Origin of the sequence: Paenirhodobacter sp. CAU 1674 (genome assembly GCF_029222945.1) — a bacterium.
In the GTDB taxonomy this organism is placed as follows: Bacteria; Pseudomonadota; Alphaproteobacteria; order Rhodobacterales; family Rhodobacteraceae; genus Rhodobacter.
Window position 1 is genome coordinate 25,867 of the sequence record NZ_JARHUH010000005.1, and the last position, 17,055, is coordinate 42,921.

19 protein-coding genes are annotated in these 17,055 nt (G+C 65.2%); 8 read left to right on the forward strand and 11 right to left on the reverse strand.

Annotated features, from left to right (window positions below; translation table 11 throughout):
- Positions 1-5: 5 nt before the first annotated feature.
- From P2G62_RS08305 to P2G62_RS08320, 4 genes are all read right to left on the reverse strand, one after another.
- Positions 6-638 (reverse strand): glutathione S-transferase family protein, encoded by a 633-nt coding sequence (locus tag P2G62_RS08305; RefSeq protein ID WP_275734420.1) that lies wholly within the window; start codon positions 636-638, stop codon positions 6-8.
- 340 nt (positions 639-978) lie between these two features.
- A complete protein-coding gene (locus P2G62_RS08310; protein ID WP_275734421.1) occupies positions 979-1,191 on the reverse strand; it encodes a hypothetical protein in 213 nt (70 codons plus the stop codon).
- On the reverse strand, positions 1,191-1,637 hold the full coding sequence (locus P2G62_RS08315; protein WP_275734422.1) for a GFA family protein: 447 nt from the start codon (positions 1,635-1,637) through the stop codon (positions 1,191-1,193). Before P2G62_RS08315 ends, P2G62_RS08310 begins: the two co-directional genes overlap by 1 nt.
- Before the next feature lie 93 nt (positions 1,638-1,730).
- Positions 1,731-2,648 (reverse strand): LysR substrate-binding domain-containing protein, encoded by a 918-nt coding sequence (locus P2G62_RS08320; protein WP_275734423.1) that lies wholly within the window; start codon positions 2,646-2,648, stop codon positions 1,731-1,733.
- Between the two features lie 104 nt (positions 2,649-2,752).
- Here P2G62_RS08320 and P2G62_RS08325 point away from each other — a divergent pair, with 104 nt between their 5' ends.
- Genes P2G62_RS08325 through P2G62_RS08335 form a run of 3 tightly spaced genes read left to right on the forward strand, consistent with a single transcriptional unit; the run spans position 2,753 to position 4,828 of the window.
- Positions 2,753-3,397 carry a peroxiredoxin gene (locus P2G62_RS08325; protein ID WP_275734424.1) on the forward strand — a complete coding sequence of 215 codons (645 nt, stop codon included), beginning with the start codon at positions 2,753-2,755 and terminating at the stop codon, positions 3,395-3,397.
- 57 nt (positions 3,398-3,454) lie between these two features.
- Positions 3,455-3,898, forward strand: a complete 444-nt coding sequence (locus P2G62_RS08330; RefSeq protein ID WP_275734425.1) for a DNA starvation/stationary phase protection protein — start codon at positions 3,455-3,457, stop codon at positions 3,896-3,898.
- A gap of 60 nt (positions 3,899-3,958) precedes the next feature.
- Complete coding sequence (locus P2G62_RS08335; RefSeq protein ID WP_275734426.1) at positions 3,959-4,828, forward strand: MBL fold metallo-hydrolase; 870 nt, start codon at positions 3,959-3,961, stop codon at positions 4,826-4,828.
- Between the two features lie 13 nt (positions 4,829-4,841).
- Here P2G62_RS08335 and P2G62_RS08340 read toward each other — a convergent pair whose 3' ends face one another.
- Positions 4,842-5,609 (reverse strand): AraC family transcriptional regulator, encoded by a 768-nt coding sequence (locus P2G62_RS08340; RefSeq protein WP_275734427.1) that lies wholly within the window; start codon positions 5,607-5,609, stop codon positions 4,842-4,844.
- 67 nt (positions 5,610-5,676) lie between these two features.
- Here P2G62_RS08340 and P2G62_RS08345 point away from each other — a divergent pair, with 67 nt between their 5' ends.
- On the forward strand, positions 5,677-7,050 hold the full coding sequence (locus P2G62_RS08345) for an SLC13 family permease (RefSeq protein ID WP_275734428.1): 1,374 nt from the start codon (positions 5,677-5,679) through the stop codon (positions 7,048-7,050).
- Between the two features lie 52 nt (positions 7,051-7,102).
- On the opposite strand, the gene P2G62_RS08350 is transcribed toward P2G62_RS08345, so the two are convergent.
- The 5 genes from P2G62_RS08350 to P2G62_RS08370 form a co-directional block, all read right to left on the reverse strand.
- Positions 7,103-8,173 (reverse strand): hybrid-cluster NAD(P)-dependent oxidoreductase, encoded by a 1,071-nt coding sequence (locus tag P2G62_RS08350; protein ID WP_275734429.1) that lies wholly within the window; start codon positions 8,171-8,173, stop codon positions 7,103-7,105.
- A gap of 3 nt (positions 8,174-8,176) precedes the next feature.
- Positions 8,177-9,415: an aromatic ring-hydroxylating dioxygenase subunit alpha gene (locus P2G62_RS08355; protein WP_275734431.1), complete on the reverse strand. Its 1,239-nt coding sequence runs from the start codon at positions 9,413-9,415 to the stop codon at positions 8,177-8,179.
- Positions 9,416-9,838: 423 nt separating this feature from the next.
- The gene (locus tag P2G62_RS08360) at positions 9,839-11,614 is read right to left on the reverse strand and encodes an acyl-CoA dehydrogenase C-terminal domain-containing protein (protein WP_275734432.1); all 1,776 of its coding nucleotides are present in this window, start codon (positions 11,612-11,614) and stop codon (positions 9,839-9,841) included.
- 22 nt (positions 11,615-11,636) lie between these two features.
- Positions 11,637-12,035: a MerR family DNA-binding transcriptional regulator gene (locus P2G62_RS08365; protein ID WP_275734433.1), complete on the reverse strand. Its 399-nt coding sequence runs from the start codon at positions 12,033-12,035 to the stop codon at positions 11,637-11,639.
- A gap of 236 nt (positions 12,036-12,271) precedes the next feature.
- The gene (locus P2G62_RS08370; protein ID WP_275734434.1) at positions 12,272-12,640 is read right to left on the reverse strand and encodes a MerR family DNA-binding transcriptional regulator; all 369 of its coding nucleotides are present in this window, start codon (positions 12,638-12,640) and stop codon (positions 12,272-12,274) included.
- A 194-nt stretch (positions 12,641-12,834) separates the two neighbouring features.
- Between P2G62_RS08370 and P2G62_RS08375 the strand changes: the two genes are divergently transcribed.
- From P2G62_RS08375 to P2G62_RS08385, 3 genes are read left to right on the forward strand one after another with little or no spacing between them, the layout of a single operon-like run.
- Positions 12,835-13,305, forward strand: a complete 471-nt coding sequence (locus P2G62_RS08375; protein WP_275734435.1) for a PaaI family thioesterase — start codon at positions 12,835-12,837, stop codon at positions 13,303-13,305.
- Positions 13,302-13,814, forward strand: a complete 513-nt coding sequence (locus tag P2G62_RS08380) for a PaaI family thioesterase (protein ID WP_275734436.1) — start codon at positions 13,302-13,304, stop codon at positions 13,812-13,814. Before P2G62_RS08375 ends, P2G62_RS08380 begins: the two co-directional genes overlap by 4 nt.
- On the forward strand, positions 13,807-15,114 hold the full coding sequence (locus tag P2G62_RS08385; RefSeq protein ID WP_275734437.1) for an MATE family efflux transporter: 1,308 nt from the start codon (positions 13,807-13,809) through the stop codon (positions 15,112-15,114). Before P2G62_RS08380 ends, P2G62_RS08385 begins: the two co-directional genes overlap by 8 nt.
- 118 nt (positions 15,115-15,232) lie before the next feature.
- Here the strand turns inward: P2G62_RS08385 and trpS are convergent, their stop codons facing one another.
- Positions 15,233-16,276: a tryptophan--tRNA ligase gene (gene trpS, locus P2G62_RS08390; protein ID WP_275734438.1), complete on the reverse strand. Its 1,044-nt coding sequence runs from the start codon at positions 16,274-16,276 to the stop codon at positions 15,233-15,235.
- A 93-nt stretch (positions 16,277-16,369) separates the two neighbouring features.
- On the opposite strand from trpS, the gene P2G62_RS08395 reads away from it, so the two are divergent.
- Positions 16,370-17,053 (forward strand): rhomboid family intramembrane serine protease, encoded by a 684-nt coding sequence (locus P2G62_RS08395; protein ID WP_275734439.1) that lies wholly within the window; start codon positions 16,370-16,372, stop codon positions 17,051-17,053.
- The last annotated feature ends 2 nt before the right edge of the window (positions 17,054-17,055 follow it).

A 17,055-nucleotide genomic window follows, 5' to 3' on the forward strand; every position in this document is an offset into this window, starting at 1 on the left:
CCTCCTCAGGCCCGGTCCGACGGGTTGCCGGGCATCAAATCATAGGGGTGCTTCCAGCCGGGCAGCGCCGCGATGCGGTCGAGCCAACGGCTGATGGCGGGGAACTGGTTACGGTCGAACCCGAAAGGCTCGGGGTAATACAGGTAGCCGCAGCAGGCGATGTCGGCCAAGGTCGGGCCCGTGCCCACCATCCAGTCGCGGTCTTGCAGATGTGCGTCGAGCGTTTTGAGCGCGGCCTGCGCCCGGCCCGACAGCCATTTGATCGCCTCGGCAGGGCGTTTTTCCTCGGGCAGGAAATTCATCATGAAACGCAGCGCGCCGAATTGCGAACTGCCCTTGTGGTTGTCCCAGAACAGCCAGCGCATCACCTCGGCGCGGTCTTCGGGCGCGCCCATCAACTGCCCCGTCGCCTCGGCCACATGCAACTGGATCACGCCCGATTGCGTCAGTTTCAGATCGCCCTCGACGAAAACCGGCGCTTCGCCCATTTCGTTCAGCGCCAGATAATCGGGGCTGCGGGTGGCGCCATTGAAGAAATCCACGAAGACCGGCTGCCAGTCATACCCAGTCAGCGCCATCGTCAGCGCCGCCTTGTAGGCGTTGCCCGATTCCCCGAAACAGTAAAGCTGTGCGGTCATTGGATCCCTCCCAAGATCAGAGTCATATTGGCACGAATTGACGCGCGCGTAAGGGGCGCAGGGCCTTCGTTGCGCAACGTCACGACGGTGTGCCGCTGCGTCCATCGTGGGGATTTGAGTATTTTTGCCAAGAAGAAGTTAGGGCGATACGAAGAATTAACCATGTGCTGCCAGGCTTACCGGGCGGAACAGGCTGGAGAGCCGATGACCGCCCAAGGAGAAGTCGCCCCGGCGGCGGAGTGAAGCTCTCATAATGGGTCCGCGTGGCCCCCGCTGCCGGGGCGCATCGGGCTTCTTCTTGGCAAAAATACTCAGGCCCGCATGGCCGCCCGCGCCGCCCTCAGGCCTTGCGCGCGTCCAGTTCCGCCTTGAACAGCCGTAGCCGCGCGGTCAGGTTTTCGTGGTGGGTGACCGAGTTGAAATGTTCGAACAGGAAGGTCAGCGCCTCGTCGGTGCTGATCCCGGCCTCGGTCGCGAAACGGTGCAATGTGCGATAGGCGTCGTTGGTCAGGGCTACCGGAAAGCGGCGGGTCAGGCGCAGGCGTTTGGGCATCAGTCTTCCCTGGATTGGTATGAGGTGACATGGGCGACCAGCGCGGCCTGGGTTTCGAACCGGGGCCGGTCGGTCATATGGTCAAGCCAGCCGAGGCGGGATTCCGCGCCGGTCTCGAACAATGGTTCGGGGCGGAAGTCGGGGGTGAAGCAGCCCGCCATGATCTCGATCCCTTCGGCGTCGCGGTAATAGAGCGGTGTGCCGCAGGTCGGACAGAACCCGCGCCAGGCCAGGTTCGAACTGGCCCATTCGCGGGGTGTCCCATGCCAGGTCACGCGATCCGCAGGCACCTGAAACAGCGGTGCGAAGGCGTTGCCGGTGGCGCGCTGGCACATCCGGCAATGGCAGATCCCGTAATCGGCGGGGCCAGCAGAGATGGTGAACCGCACGGCGCCGCACTGGCATCCGCCACGGGCCTGCGGGTAATCGCGTTCAAAGCGGCGCATCGGGGCCTCCGGTTTTCAGGCAGGTTAGGGCGCTGCGCGGGGTTGCACCAGAGGAAAGGGATCTGCCTGCCGTCATCCGTATCGGCGGGGGGCTCAGGCCGGATCGGCAAGGGGGCCGTTCTCCGCCAGGGCCGCCCGTTGCCGGCGTTGCAACAGGGCGCCGAGCTTTCGAAACACCTCTGCGCGCGCGGAGCCGGGGCGCCAGGCCAGGACCACGCGACGGGGGCAGGCATCGGGGAGGGGGGTCAGGCGCACCTGCTCTGCCCCGGCCACCCCGGCGGTCACTGCGAGGTCGGGCAAGAGCGTGACCCCCAGCCCTTCGGAGACCATGGCGATCAGGGTGGTCAGGCTGGTTGCGGCGAAACTGTCTTCGGCGGTCACGATGCGCCCCGGATAGGCCTCGAGTGCGTGGCGCTGCAGGCAATGGCCCTTTTCCAGCAGCATGAGCTGCCCGCTTTGGGTCAGCGCGTCGGCCCCTTGCGGGGCGGGCCAGTGCGCGGGGGAGGCCAGATGATAGCCATCTTCGAACAAAGGCAGGATTTCCAGCGCGCCGGTCTCGAAGGGCAGGGCGATCAGGATCAGATCAAGCCGCCCCGCATTGAGGCCCTCGATCAGGCTCTCGGTCATTTCCTCGCGCAGGTAGACGCGCAGATCCGGGAAGGCGCGGCGGATGGCGGGCAGTGCGCGCGGCAGCAGGTAAGGTCCGATGGTGGGGATCGAGCCGAGCTTCAGATCACCCTCGAACGGGTTGCGATGGGTCTGCGCCAGCGTCTCGATTTCGGCGGCATCCAGCAACAGGCGCCGGGCGCGGGCGGTGATCTCTGTGCCGACGGGGGTCAGCATGACGCTGCGCCGGGTCCGTTCGATCAACTGCACGCCAAGACGGTCTTCCAGCTCCTTGATCCCGGCGCTGAGGGTCGGCTGGGTGACAAAGCAAAGGTCCGCGGCGCGCGAGAAATTCAGCGTCTCGGCGACGGCGGTCAGGAAACGCAGCTGGCGGAGCGTTACCATTGATAGATTCCTTCTATAATTTTGAACGTTATATTCAATTTCAACTATAAATATCCAGTCGCTATCTGTGGGTCATCGAAACACTGACACAAAGGACCGCAGAAATGACCGAAGAGATCCAAGCCGTCGGGCCCCGTCTGAACGAAGCAGCCCCGGCCTTCGACGCCCCCACCACCCATGGTCGCAAGACGCTGGAAGATTACCGCGGCAAGTGGCTGATCCTGTTTTCCCACCCGGCGGATTTCACGCCGGTCTGCACCACCGAATTCATCGCCTTCGCCAAGCGCCAGGATGACTTTGCCGCCCTCGATACCGAGCTTCTGGGTCTGTCCATCGACAGCCATTACAGCCACATCGCCTGGGTTCTGAACATCAAGGAGAAGTTCGGCGTCGATGTGCGCTTCCCGATCATCGCCGATCTGAACATGGCGGTGGCCAATGCCTATGGCATGATCCAGCCGGGGGCCTCGGATACGGCGGCGGTGCGTGCGACCTTCATCATCGACCCCGAGGGTAAACTGCGGGCGATGGTCTATTACCCGATGGTCGCGGGGCGTTCGGTCGATGAAATCTATCGCCTGCTGGTGGCGCTGCAGGTGGCGGATGCGAACAAATGCGCGATGCCCGAGAACTGGAAACCCGGCGACGAGGTGATCGTGCCCACCCCCGCCACGCCCGAGGCCGCCCTGGCCCGCGCGGGCGAAGGCTACAACACGGTCGACTGGTATTTCTCGACCCGCGCTCTGTGATCTGACCGGGCGGGCCGCACAAGGCCCGCCCCGATCCCCCGAACAGGAGACAGTCCCATGACCCCCACGACCCACGCCAATATCGCCGCCCTGAATGCCGTGCTCGGGCAGACTTTCCGCCTTTATGTGCAGACGCACGGTTATCACTGGAATGTCGAAGGGCCGAATTTCCGTCAGCTGCACGCGCTGTTCGAAGGTCAGTATCAGAACCTGTGGGCCGCGCTGGACGAGATCGCCGAGCGCATCCGCATTCAGGGCGCTTATGCCCCCGGCAGTGTCGCCGCGCTGATGGCGCAGGCCGGAGACGAGGAGACGCCGGCCCAATCTGCAGGGGACATGGTGTTGAAACTCGTCGCCGGGCACGAGGCGATCTGTGCGACCCTGCGCGATGCCATCGCCACAGCGGGCGAAGCCGGCGACGAGGTCTCTGCCGGTATGCTGACCGATCGGCTGGAATGGCACGAAAAGGAACTCTGGATGATGAAGGCCAGCATGCGCTGACCCCGCGGCCGGGGACGACCGCGGCCGCCGATGCACAGAAGAACGAAACGGAGCACAGAGATGACCAATCCCATTGTCAAAGGTTTCTGGGACCAACCGACCGGCAGCTGGCAATATGTCTTTCATGACCCGGACACGATGAAGGGCGCGATCGTCGATCCGGTGCTTGATTTCGACCCGCTGGCCGGGGCCACTGCGACCACGAATGCCGCACGCCTGCTGGACTATGTGCGCGAAACCGGGATCGAACTGGTCTGGATTCTGGATACCCACCCCCATGCCGATCATTTCTCGGCGGCGCAGTGGCTCAAGACGCAGACCGGCGTGCCCACGGCGATCGGCGAAAAGGTGACCGAGGTGCAGAAGCTGTGGAAGGACATCTACAACCTGCCCGCGGATTTCCCGACCGATGGCCGCCAGTGGGACCGCCTGTTCGCCGATGGCGACCGGTTCATGGTGGGCAACGTGCCGGTGCGGGTGATGTTTTCGCCCGGGCATACGCTGGCCTCGGTCACCTATGTCGCGGGCGATGCGGCCTTCGTGCATGATACGCTGATGATGCCCGACAGCGGCACCTCGCGCGCCGATTTCCCGGGCGGCAGTTCCGCCGCGCTTTATGACAGCATTTCGGCGATCCTTGCGCTGCCGCCGCAGACGCGGGTTTTCGTGGGCCATGATTATGCGCCGGGCCGGGCCGCGCAATGCGAGGCGACGGTGGCCGATCATCTCGCCCGCAACATTCACTGGCAGAACGCCCCGGACGCGGCCGCATATCGCGCCCTGCGCGATGCGCGGGACGCCACCCTGCCGCTGCCCAGGCTGATGCTGGCGGCATTGCAGGTGAATATCCGCGGCGGCCGGCTGCCCGAAGCCGAGGACAATGGCCGGTCCTATCTGAAACTGCCGCTCAACGCGTTTCAAACCCGCTGACCGCTTGGGCGCCTCAGCGGCGGTGGCGCCACTCGGAGGGAGTCATTCCGCTTTGACGGCGGAAGGCCGCAACGAAGGCCGAGGGGGACGAATAGCCCAGCGACGCCGCCAGGTCAGTGCTGGAGCGGCCAAGCTGGAGCCCCTCCAGCGCCAGAACGAAGCGCATCCTGTCGCGCCACGCGCGCCAGCTCATGCCGGTTTCGTTCTGAAACAGGCGGCTGAGGGTGCGTTCGCTGCTGCCCACATCGGCCGCAAGCCGCGCCAGATTGCCCGCGTCACGGGGGCGGTCCAGCAGGTGGGTCATGGCGCGGGCAAGGCGTGGATCGCCGCTGCCCGGCAGATGCAGGTCGGGCCGCTCGAGCCGCGCGATCTCGTCCAGTGCGACCCAGCCGAGACGGCGGCGTTCCGCGGCGGGCAGGGGGGCAGAGGACATCAGCCGCCGCCCGATTCCGCGTATCAGGGGCGTTGCGCGCAGCACGGTTGGGTGGCCGGGCAGGCCCAGCCGGGGACAGAACCGCGGGTGCAGCAGGAAGATCTGGAATTCGATCCGATGGGCGAGCGTGACGTGCGGCGCGGTGCCGGGGGGCAGCCAGATCCCGAACCTGTCGGGGATGAACCAGCGGTCCGCGCCGGTTTCCACCCGCATGAGCCCGTCGAAACAGAACATGACCTGGGCCCGGTCATCACCACGGGCGGCCCAGCGGGCGCCCTTGTCCAGATGCCCGGACCAGGCCGTTACCGGCTGGCCGTCATCTGGCGGAAATTCGACATCATTTGTCATGTTGTCATTCTATGACATCCCCGCCCGAAGGGATAGTCCGGGGCCGGACCGGAGTGAAAGGAAAACCATGACCCGCCTGCGAGAGATCATCTTTGCCCTGGCGCTGGTGCTGGCGGCCTGGGCCGCCGTCGCGCAGCCTGCCGCAATGACCGCGGATCAGGCGCTGACCTTCGGCATCATGCTGATTACCCTGTCGCTGTGGGGCACCGGGCTGGTGCCGGGTTACGTCGCCTCGACCTTCCTGTTTGCGGCGCTGATCCTGACCGGGCTGGCGCCACCGCAACAGGTCTTTGCCAGTTTCGCATCTTCCGCGATCTGGCTGGTGGTTGCGGGCTTCGTGATCGGGGCGGCGATCACCCATTCGGGGCTGGGGGCCCGGCTGGGCGCGCTGGCGCGGCCGCATCTGTCGAAAAGCTATGCCGCGCTGATCGGCGGGCTGATGGTGCTGGGCATGGCGCTTGGCTTCGTGATGCCGTCATCGCTGGGCCGTGCGGCGGTGCTGGTGCCGGTGGGCATGGCGCTGGCCGATGCGCTGGGTCTGGCGAAGGGCTCGCCGGGGCGAACGGGTGTGGCGGTCATCATCGCGATCGGCACCAACATGCCCAGTTTCGCGATCCTGCCGTCGAACATTCCCAACGTCATCCTGTCGGGCGTGGCCGAGCAATCGCTGGGCGCGCATTTCAGCTATGCCGATTATCTGCTGCTGCATTATCCGGTGCTGGGGTTGCTGAAATCGGCGGTCATCGTGGCACTGGTGCTGGCGTTCTTTCCCGGACGTGTGGCCGCAGGGGATATGACCCCGGTCACGGTTCCCGGCTCGGCACGGCGTCAGCTGATGCTGCTGGCGGTGCTGCTGGGGGTTCTGGCATTGTGGTCGACCGACCGAGTGCATGGCATCAATGCCGCCTGGATCGGTCTGGGCGCGTCGCTGCTGCTGATGGTGCCGCAACTCGGCTTCGTGCCGCCGCCGGTGTTCCGCTCGGCGGTGGATTTCTCGATGTTGCTGTTCGTGGCGGGGGCGCTGACCCTTGGCGCCGTGGCCAATGCCAGCGGTCTGGGTGCGATCATTGCGGGCAAGCTGTTCGCCGCACTGCCGTTCGCGCCGGGGCGGGATTTCGTGAACTTTATCTCGCTTTCGCTTCTGGGGACCTCCACCTCGGTCTTCACGACGATGGCCGGTGTTCCCGCGGTTCTGACGCCCCTCGCGCCCGAGCTTTCACAGGCCACGGGCTTTTCGCTCAACGCGGTGTTGATGACGCAGGTGATCGGCTTCTCGACCGTGGTCTTTCCGTATCAGGTCGGGCCGCTGATCGTTGCGATGGGGCTGGCCGGGGAAAGCACGCGGCCGCTGCTGAAGGTCACGCTGGCGCTGTTCGCGATCACCGTGCTGGTTCTGCTGCCGCTGGACTTCCTGTGGTGGCGTGTGCTGGGGGTGATCTGAGCCGGGCGCTGAAATCGCGCGGGCCCGGGATACGCCCCGGGCCCGCATGTCGTTACACCTCGACGCTGACCTTGCCGATCGGGTGCGAACAGCAGGCGAGGATGAAGCCTTCGGCCACATCGTCGTCGCTGATCCCGCCGTTGTGGACCATGTGCACCTCGCCGCTGGTCTTTTTGACCTTGCAGGTGCCGCACAGACCGAAGGTGCAGCCCGAGGGGATGTTCAGCCCCGACTGTTTCGCCACCGCCAGCACGGTATCGGTTTGCGCGCAGCGCGCGGTGATGCCGCTGGCGGCAAAGGTGATCTCGGCGCCGGTGTCGGCATCGGGCACCACATCGTCGATCGGCGGGGCCTCGGCCTCGGTCTTGACCGGCGCGCCGAAGCTTTCCTGATGGTAATGCTCCATGTCGAAGCCAAGCGCGTTCAGCATGTCGCGCACCGCCTGCATGAAGGGTTCGGGCCCGCAGCAGAACACTTCGCGTTCCAGATAATCGGGGGCCATCAGGCCCAGCATGATCTGGCTCAGCCGACCTTCGAACCCGTGCCAGGTGCGGAACGGATCAGGTTCTTCCACGGTGAACCGCAGCTTCAGCCCCGGCACGCGATTGGCGAATTGTTCCAGCCGTTCGCGGAAAATGATCTCGGACGGGCGGCGGGCGGCATGCACGAAGACGATGTCGGGCATGTCGCCCGAATCCCACGCCCAGGTCGTCATCGACATCATCGGCGTGATCCCTGATCCGGCCGAGATGAACAGGTATTTCCGCGCCGGATGGCGATGCGACGAGAAGACCCCGTTCGGGCCATAGGCGCGGATCGTCATGCCCGGCTTCAGGTGATCCAGCATCCAGCGCGTGCCGATGCTGCCGGGCTGCGCCTTGACCGTCACCGACAGCGACAGCGGCCGCGAGGGGCTGGAACTGATGGTATAGGTGCGCTGCACGTTGCCGCCCGGCACCGGCAGGTCCAGCGTCAGGAACTGCCCCGGCTGATAGTCGAACCACGCGCCCGAAGGCGCGCGGAAGGTGAAGGTGGCGGTGTCGGCGTTTTCCGGCACGACCATGGCGCATTCCAGCGCCTCGGTGTCCGACCAGGGTTTTGCCGTCCAGTTGACCTGCGCCATGGCCTACTCCGCCGCCAGCGGGGCGGGGCCGGGCAGCCGCGCGGCCATGGTGGCGCAATACCAGTCGACGAACTGCACCACGCCTTCCTCTTGTACCGGCGAATAGGGGCCGGGTTCGTAGGCGGGCGAGAGGATGCCATACTGGTTTTCCTCGACCACCTGACGGTCTTCGTCATTGGTCGCCATCCAGACCTCGGTCAGGGTTTTCAGGTCGTAATCCACGCCTTCCACCGCGTCCTTGTGCACCAGCCAGGTCGTGGTCACCTCTGTCTCGGTCGGGCTGATCGGCAGGATGCGGAAGGTGATCGCGTGATCGGGCAGGAAGTGGTTCCAGGTGTTCGGGTAGTGGAACATCAGCAGGCTGCCGGCATCGTTGAAGGGCATCGTGCCCATCCGCCGCGCCACCGCGGCCTTGGTGCTCATCGTGTAGCTTTCGGCGTGGTTCAGCAGTGGGATGCGCGCCAGCCGCCACTGGTAATCGGGGTGGTTCACAAAGCGCGAGGGCAGCCCCGCCTCTTCGCAACGCTTCCAATGCGCCAGAATGTCGGCGCTGGCAGAATCCGGCCCATCCATCGCGGTCATCTTCGGGTTGTCCGAATAGGTCCGGCACAGCGACGGGTGCGAGCCGCCGCAGTGATAGCATTCGCGGTTGTTCTCGATCACCAGTTTCCAGTTGCCCTTTTCGACGATGGTCGAGGTGAAGGCCACCTTCGCGTCGGCCAGCCCCGAAGGCGCCAGATAGGCCGCGGCGGCCTTCGCCAGATCGGCGATCGGCGGCGGCACCTCGGCCAGACAGATGTAGATGACGCCCCCCAGATCGACGCAATGCACGCGCTTCAACCCGTATTTGCCGGCGTCGAAATCCTCGCCCATGTCGCGCGCGAACAGCAGTTTGCCGTCCAGCTCATAGGTCCACTGGTGATAGGGGCAGACCAGTTTCGGCGTGTTGCCCGCGGTTTTGGAGCACAGCCTTTGCCCGCGATGGCGGCAGACGTTGTGGAAGGCGCGCACCCGACCATCGCCGCCCTTGACCACGATCACCGGAAAGGCGCCGACCTGCACGGTCTGGTAATCGCCCGCCTTCTGCAGCGCTGCCGTAGGCAGGGCAAACAGCCATTCCTTGTACCAGATCTGTTCCAGATCGGCCTGATACACGCCCGGATCGCAGTAAAGAGCCCGGGGAAGCGAAAAATTCTGTTGCCGCGCGGCAAGTTCCGCGGCGATCTGGGGCTGGCTCAGCATCTTTGTCCTCGCTGGCCCGTGCCTCCCCGCACGGGCGATCTGCATGAAGCGGAGGCCGGGGCTGCGTGGCACCTCCGGGCAGGCCCGGCGCGAACGCATCGCCCACCGCCCACCGCGGCTTGACGTCGTGATGCAGGGCCGGTTTTCCGGGGCGCGGATCGGGTTTGTGGGGCGGCGCCGTCATGGCATCGTCCCGGCATCCCGGTTCCACGGTTCCCAGCGGCACCCTGCGTGGCCAGATTAGTCGTGAAACCGGATATGCCTGCGATGCTTGCGACCAAACGCCGCCGTATTTCGACAGGCCCGCAGGGAAATCGCCACGATGACAAGTCTGCCGATATGCGGAGAACCGCAGGCACCGTTCAAACAGAAAGGGCGCGGTTTCCCGCGCCCTTTTCGTGTCTTTTCGGGTTTCGAGTGCGATCAGAACTGATCGACGCTCAGCGCCATGACCGGCTCGGCCCCGCTTTCGATGCGCGCAAGGTGCATGCCGCACGCGGGCAGCTGGCGCGCCATGTAGTAGCGGCCGGTCGCGATCTTGCCTTCGTAGAAGGCGGTATCGGTGGCGCCCGCGTCCAGCGCCGCATGGGCGGCCTTGGCCATCCGGGTCCACATCAGGCCAAGGCAGACATGGCCCATCAGATGCATGAAATCATAGCTGCCCGACAGCGCCGCGTTCGGGTTCTTCATGCCGTTCTGCATGAAGAACATCCCCGCCGCCTGCAGTTGTTTCGAGGCCACCTTCAGCGCGTCGGTGAAGGGCTTCATCCGCTCGTCGCCCTCATGCGCCTTGCACTCGGCCTTGACCATTTCGAAGAAGGCCATGACGTGCTTGCCGCCATCCTGCGCCAGCTTGCGGCCGACCAGATCCAGCGCCTGCACCCCGTTCGCGCCTTCGTAGATCATGGTGATCCGGGCATCGCGGGCGAACTGGCTCATGCCCCATTCCTCGATATAGCCGTGCCCGCCATAGACCTGCTGCGCGGCAACGGCGGTCTCGAAGCCCTTGTCGGTCAGGAAGCCCTTGAGCACCGGCGTCATCAGTCCGACCAGCCCTTCGGCAGCGGCGTCGCCGGCCTTGTGGCCGCGGTCGATCAGATGCGCGCCCCAGAAGGTGAAGGCACGGGCGCCTTCCAGAAACGCCTTCTGGTCCATCAGGTTGCGGCGGATGTCGGGATGCACGATCAGCGGATCGGCCGGGCCATTCGGGTTTTCGGCGCCGGTCACGGCACGGCCCTGCAGGCGGTCCTTGGCATAGGCCAGCGCGTTCTGATAGGCGGCCTCGGCCACCGCATAGCCCTGCAGGCCCACGCCCAGACGCGCCTCGTTCATCATCGTGAACATCGCGCGCATGCCCTTGTGCAGATCGCCCAGCAGCCAGCCGGTCGCCCCGTCATAGTTCATCACGCAGGTCGAGTTGCCGTGAATGCCCATCTTCTCTTCGATCTTGCCGACCGAGACCGGGTTGCGGTCGCCAAGGCTGCCATCGTCGTTCACTAGGAACTTCGGCACGATGAACAGCGAAATCCCCTTGGTGCCCTCGCCGCCGCCGGGCGCCTTGGCCAGCACCAGATGGATGATGTTTTCGGCCAGGTCGTGGTCGCCCGCCGAGATGAAGATCTTCTGGCCGGTGATCTTGTAGCTGCCGTCCGCCTGCGGTTCGGCCTTGGTGCGCATCATGCCCAGATCCGTGCCGCAATGCGGTTCGGTCAGGTTCATCGTGCCGGTCCAGTCGCAGCTGACCATCTTGGGCAGGTATTTTGCCTTCTGCTCGGGCGTGCCATGGGCATGGATCGCCGAATAGGCACCGTGCGTCAGGCCCTGATACATGTTGAAGGCCATGTTGGCCGACACGAACATCTCGCCCACCGCCGTGGCCAGCACATAGGGCATGCCCTGACCGCCATATTCCGGGTCGCAATCCAGCGCGGTCCAGCCGCCTTCCTTCATCGCGGCAAAGGCGCGGTCAAAGCCGGTCGGCGTGCGCACGACGCCGTTTTCCAGAACGCAACCTTCGGTGTCGCCGACCGTGTTCAGCGGCGCCAGCACCTCGGCGGAAACCTTGGCCGCGGCGTCCAGAACCGCTTCGGTGAAGTCGCGGTCCATGTCCTCGTAGCCCGGCAGGCCGGCGCTGGACACGTTCAGCACATCGTGCAGGACGAATTGCATGTCCTTGGTATTGGCGGTGTAGGTCGGCATGTCTCTCTCCCTAAAACTCGTCTCAGGCGGTGGGCGTCTCCTGCTCTTTGCGGATCAGCTCCTGCTCGCCCCAGTTGATCTGGTCGCTCAGTTCGGCAATCGCCTGGCCAAGCTCGTCACGCTGGCGGGTCATTTCCTCAAGGCGTTGACGCGCCAGCTTGAGCGTCTCGGCCAGTTGCGTTTTGCGCTGGTCGCCCATCGTGTACATGTCCAGCAGCTGGCGGATATCCTCCAGGCTGAACCCGAAACGTTTGCCGCGCAGGATCAGTTTCAACCGCGCCCGGTCCCGCCGGGTAAACAGCCGCTTCTGACCCTCGCGGATGGGGAACAGCAACTCCTTGCTCTCGTAAAACCGGAGCGTCCGCGGCGTCACGTCGAACGCATCGCACATCTCCCGGATCGTCATCACATCTTCACTCATGCATCTGCCTCTCTTGTCGTTGCGTAATGCGAGGCGGCAGACACACTTTCCGCCTCTACATTACAAGCAAAGTTGACGTGCGCGTCACCGTAACGTGGCGTCACAAGTCCGCTGACGTAATGTCAGAAAAAATTGACCTAAAGGTAAAGCAATTTTGTAACCGAACAATCGCACGCACATCGGCAGCCGTGCCCCGGGGCGGCACGGCTCAGGCGCGATTCGAAGCGTTTTGAAGGTCAGGAATCAAGCATTTTCGCGACCTGATTGCGCAAATGACGCAGGTCGTCGATGGTGCTGTCCAGTTCGGCGCGCTGCGTTTCCAGCACATTCAGCTGGCGGTCGGCCAGTTCGACCCAGACGCGGTTCTGCTCTTCGGTGCCCTGCTGATCGTAGATCTGCAACCACTGACGCAGTTCTTCCAGACTGAAGCCGAAACGCCGTCCGCGCAGGATCAGGGTCATCCGGGCAATCTCGCGCGGGCCGTAAAACCGCGACCGGCCCTCTTTCTGGGGGGCCAGCAATTCGATGTATTCATAATAGCGCAGCGTCCGCGGGGTCACGTCGAAGCGCGCGCACATTTCCTTGAAGCTCAGAATATCGGGCATTCGGGCCTCCTCTTCGCGGCGCAAGCTAGCGCGCCGGGGCGCGGGCTTCAACACGCTTTGCGCGCGGGCAGGGCACCATATGCGGCCGTAATGTCGTTGCGGCATTTGCCGGGGCGGGCGGCGGGGCGGCGTGATCCACCCCTTGCGTTGCTGCGCGCCGCGCCGGATAGTCAGCGAAAGAACTGGAGTCAGACATGAGCGGAACCCCGACGCCCCCCCCACAAGAGAGCGACGCGCAGAAGCTGGAACTGGCGCGTCAGTTCATCGAAAAGATCCCGCACAGCCGCGCGCTGAGCATGCGGGTCGACGCCATTGGCGGGGGCGCCGCCGTGATCTCGATGCCTTACGACCTGCGGCTGGTGGGGGACCCGCGCTCGGGCGTGATCCACGGCGGTGCGGTCTCGGCGCTGATGGATACCTGCTGCGGGGCGGCGGTAATGAGCCATCCCGAGGCCCCGGCCGGCACCGCGACCATCGACCTGCGGATCGACTACATGCGCGCGGCCACCCCCGGCCAGCGGATCACCGCGCGCGCCGAATGCTATCACATCACCCGCTCGGTCGCCTTCGTGCGCGCGACCGCGCATGACGAAGAGGCGGGCCTGCCCGTGGCGTCGGCCACCGGCGCCTTTACCGTCGAACGCCCGAAAGGGGATGCGCAATGAGCCGCCCGAAACCCGAACCCGTGCAGATCGTCAAGCAACGCCGGGATGCGGCCCTGCGCACGCTGGTGTCCGGCGTGCCCTATATTCAGTTTCTGGGCATCGAATTCGACCGCCGCGGCGACGAGCTGACCGCGACCCTGCCCTTCGACGAAAAGCTGATCGGCAACCCGCTGCTGCCCGCGCTGCATGGCGGGGTGACCGCCGCCTTCCTTGAAGTCACGGCGATCATTGAACTAAGCTGGTCGCTGTTGTGGGAAGATGTCGAGGCCGGGCGGATCGACCTGACCTCGCTGGATCCCATGCACCTGCCGCGCCTGCCCAAGACGATCGACTTCTCGGTGGATTATCTGCGCTCGGGCCTGCCGCGCGATGCCTACGCGCGGGCGCGGGTCAACCGCTCGGGGCGGCGCTATGCCAGTGTGCATGTCGAGGCCTGGCAGGACAATCGCACCCGGATGTTCGCGCAGGCGACCGGGCATTTCGTGATGCCCGATCCGGGGAATGGCTGAGCTTTCGCACCGAAGGGTGCTGGCGATTGCCGGGCCGATCGTGCTGTCCAATGCGACGGTGCCGATCCTGGGCGCGGTAGATACCGGCGTGGTGGGGCAACTGGGCGCAGCCGCGCCGATTGGCGCGGTGGGCATCGGCGCGGTGATCCTCGCCTCGCTCTACTGGATTTTCGGCTTCCTGCGGATGGGCACCAGCGGGCTTGTGGCGCAAGCCCATGGCGCCGGGGATCACGCCGAGGTTTCGGCCGGGCTGATGCGCGCGCTGATCGTCGCGGGGCTGGCGGGGCTGGGGTTGATCGCGTTGCAGGGGCCGTTGTTCTGGGCGGCGTTCCGGCTGGCGCCCGCCTCGGCCGAGGTCGAGACGTTGGCGCGCGCCTATCTGTCGATCCGTATCTGGGGCGCGCCCGCGACGATCGCGCTTTACGCCTTCACCGGCTGGCTGATCGCGCTGGAACGCACCTGCGCCGTGCTGGTGTTGCAGCTGTGGATGAACGGGCTGAATGTGGGCCTGGATCTGTGGTTTGTGCTGGGGCTGGGCTGGGGCGTGACTGGCGTCGCCAGTGCCACGCTGATTGCCGAGGCAACGGGGCTGGCACTGGCGATCTGGCTGGCACGCGGGGCCTTCGCGGGCAACCTGTGGCGTGCGCGCGCGATCCTCGACCGCGCCCGGCTGGGCCAGATGGCGCGGGTGAATACCGACATCATGATCCGCTCGGTCGCGCTGCAGGCCAGTTTCACCGCTTTCCTGTTTCTGGGCGCGGGGCAGGGCGATGTGAAACTGGCGGCCAATCAGGTGCTGCTGCAGTTTCTGGAAATCACCGCCTATGCGCTCGATGGTTTCGCCTTTGCCGCGGAAACGCTGGTGGGGCAGGCGGTGGGCGCGCGCTCGGTGCCGCGTCTGCGCCGGGCGGCTGTGCTGACCTCGCAATGGGGCGTGGGGGGCGCGGCGCTTCTGGGGGGCGTCTTCTTTCTTGCCGGGCCCGCGATCATCGACACCATGACCGCCTCGGCCGAGGTGCGCGAGACCGCCCGGATCTATCTGCCCTGGCTGGCCATCGCACCGCTGATCGGCATTGCCAGCTGGATGTTCGACGGCATCTTCATCGGTGCCACCCTGACGCGCGAGATGCGCAATGCGATGCTGGTTTCGGTCGCGGTCTATGCGCTTGCGCTGGCCGTCTTGTTGCCAGCTTTGGGCAACCACGGGCTTTGGGCCGCGCTGATGGTGCTCAATGCGACGCGCGGGGTCAGCATGGCGCGGCTTTATCCCCGGGCCGAGGCGAAAGCGGGCAGGGGCTAGGGGGCGCTGCCCTCCTTTTCCTGCGGAAAATTCCCCCCGGGATATTTATGCAAGGTGAAGGGATGTCTTTCACCTTGCCATAAATATCCCGGGGGTCCGGGGGCGGCGCCCCCGGCGCTTAGCGCGAGCGCACCATCCCCATGATGTCGAGCGTTTTAGCCAGGATCGGCTGCGCGATCTCGTCGGCCTTGGCCGCGCCCTGGCCCAGAATGCGGTCGATCTCGGCCGGATCGTTCATCAGACGCGCCATTTCGGTCGAGATCGGCGCGAGCTTGTCCACCGCCAGATCGGCCAGCGCGGGTTTGAACACGCCCCAGCCCTGACCGCCGTATTCCGCAATCACGTCCTCGACCGTCTTGTCGGCCAGGGCGGCATAGATATTCACCAGATTGCGCGCTTCGGGGCGTTCGGCCAGACCGTCGAGCGTCTCGGGAAGCGGCGCGGGGTCGGTCACGGCCTTGCGGAACTTTTTCGCGATCGTGTCGGCGCTGTCGGTCAAGTTGATCCGGCTGGCATCCGAAGGATCGGATTTCGACATCTTCTTCGACCCGTCGCGCAGGCTCATCACCCGGGTGGCGGCGCCTTCGATCAGCGGCTCGGGGCTGGGGAAGAAATCGGTCTTGTAATCGTGGTTGAACTTGGCCGCGATGTCGCGGGTCAGTTCCAGATGCTGCTTCTGATCTTCGCCCACCGGCACCATGGTCGCGTGATAAAGCAGGATGTCGGCGGCCATCAGCGAGGGATAGGCCAAGAGCCCGAGCGACGAGTTTTCCGCATTCTTGCCCGAGGTCTTGTCCTTGAACTGGGTCATCCGGTACATCCAGCCGATCCGCGCGACGCAGTTCAGAAGCCAGGCCAGTTCGGCATGGGCCGATACCTGGCTCTGGTTGAAGAGGATAGAGCGCGCCGGGTCGATCCCCGCGGCGATGAAGGCCGCGGCGGCCTCGCGGGTCTGGCGTTTCAGGGCTTCGGGTTCCTGCCAGACGGTGATCGCGTGCAGATCGACGAGGCAATAGATCGTCTCGATCCCCTCGTCCTGTTTCTGCGCAAAGCGTTTCAGCGCCCCCAGATAGTTGCCCAGCGTCAGGTTGCCCGAGGGCTGAATCCCCGAAAAGATCCGGGGTTTGAATTTGGCATTGGGGGTTTGCGCGGCGTCGCTCATCTTGTGCTCCTGCGGGCAGGCTGGAATTCCGGTCCCCGAGGGCTTATCGCTAAAGCGCGCGGGGCGTCAACCGGAGCGCCAAAGGAGGCAGGGATGCACGAAGGCTATAACGAACACCCGATCAACCCCTTGCCGGCGGTGGTCTGGCTGCTGGCGGCGCCGATCCTGATCGGCGAGATCGCCTTCGGGCTGGGGCAGGCGGGGGTTCTGGGGCCGCAGAATATCGGGCTGCGGCTGGACATGTTGCAGCGCTTCGCCTTCGATCCCGGGATCGCGCGTGCGATGGTCGAGCAGAACACCTGGCCCTGGACGCATGTGATCCGCACGATCAGCTACGGTTTCGTGCATGCCTCGCTGACCCATGCGCTGATGGTTCTGGTCTTCGTTCTGGCACTGGGCAAGATGGTGGGAGAGCTGTTTTCCGGCTGGGCTGTGGCGGCGGTGTTCTTCGGTGCCACGATCGCCGGTGCCGTGGTTTATGCGGCGCTGCCCTTCACCACGGTTGCGATCTATGGGGGCTATCCGGGCGCCTATGGGCTGATCGGGGCCTTCACCTGGATCTTGTGGACGCGGCTGGGGGCCGCGCAGGCGAGCCGCGCGCGCGCGTTTTCGCTGATCGGGATGCTGATGGCGATTCAGTTGCTTTTCAGCGTGTTCTTCGGCGGGCGTCCTGACTGGATCGCCGATCTGTCGGGGTTCGTGGCAGGGTTCGGGCTGAGCTTTCTGGTCGGCCCCGGCGGTTGGCGGCGGGCGCTGGCGCGTATCCGCCAGCGCTGATC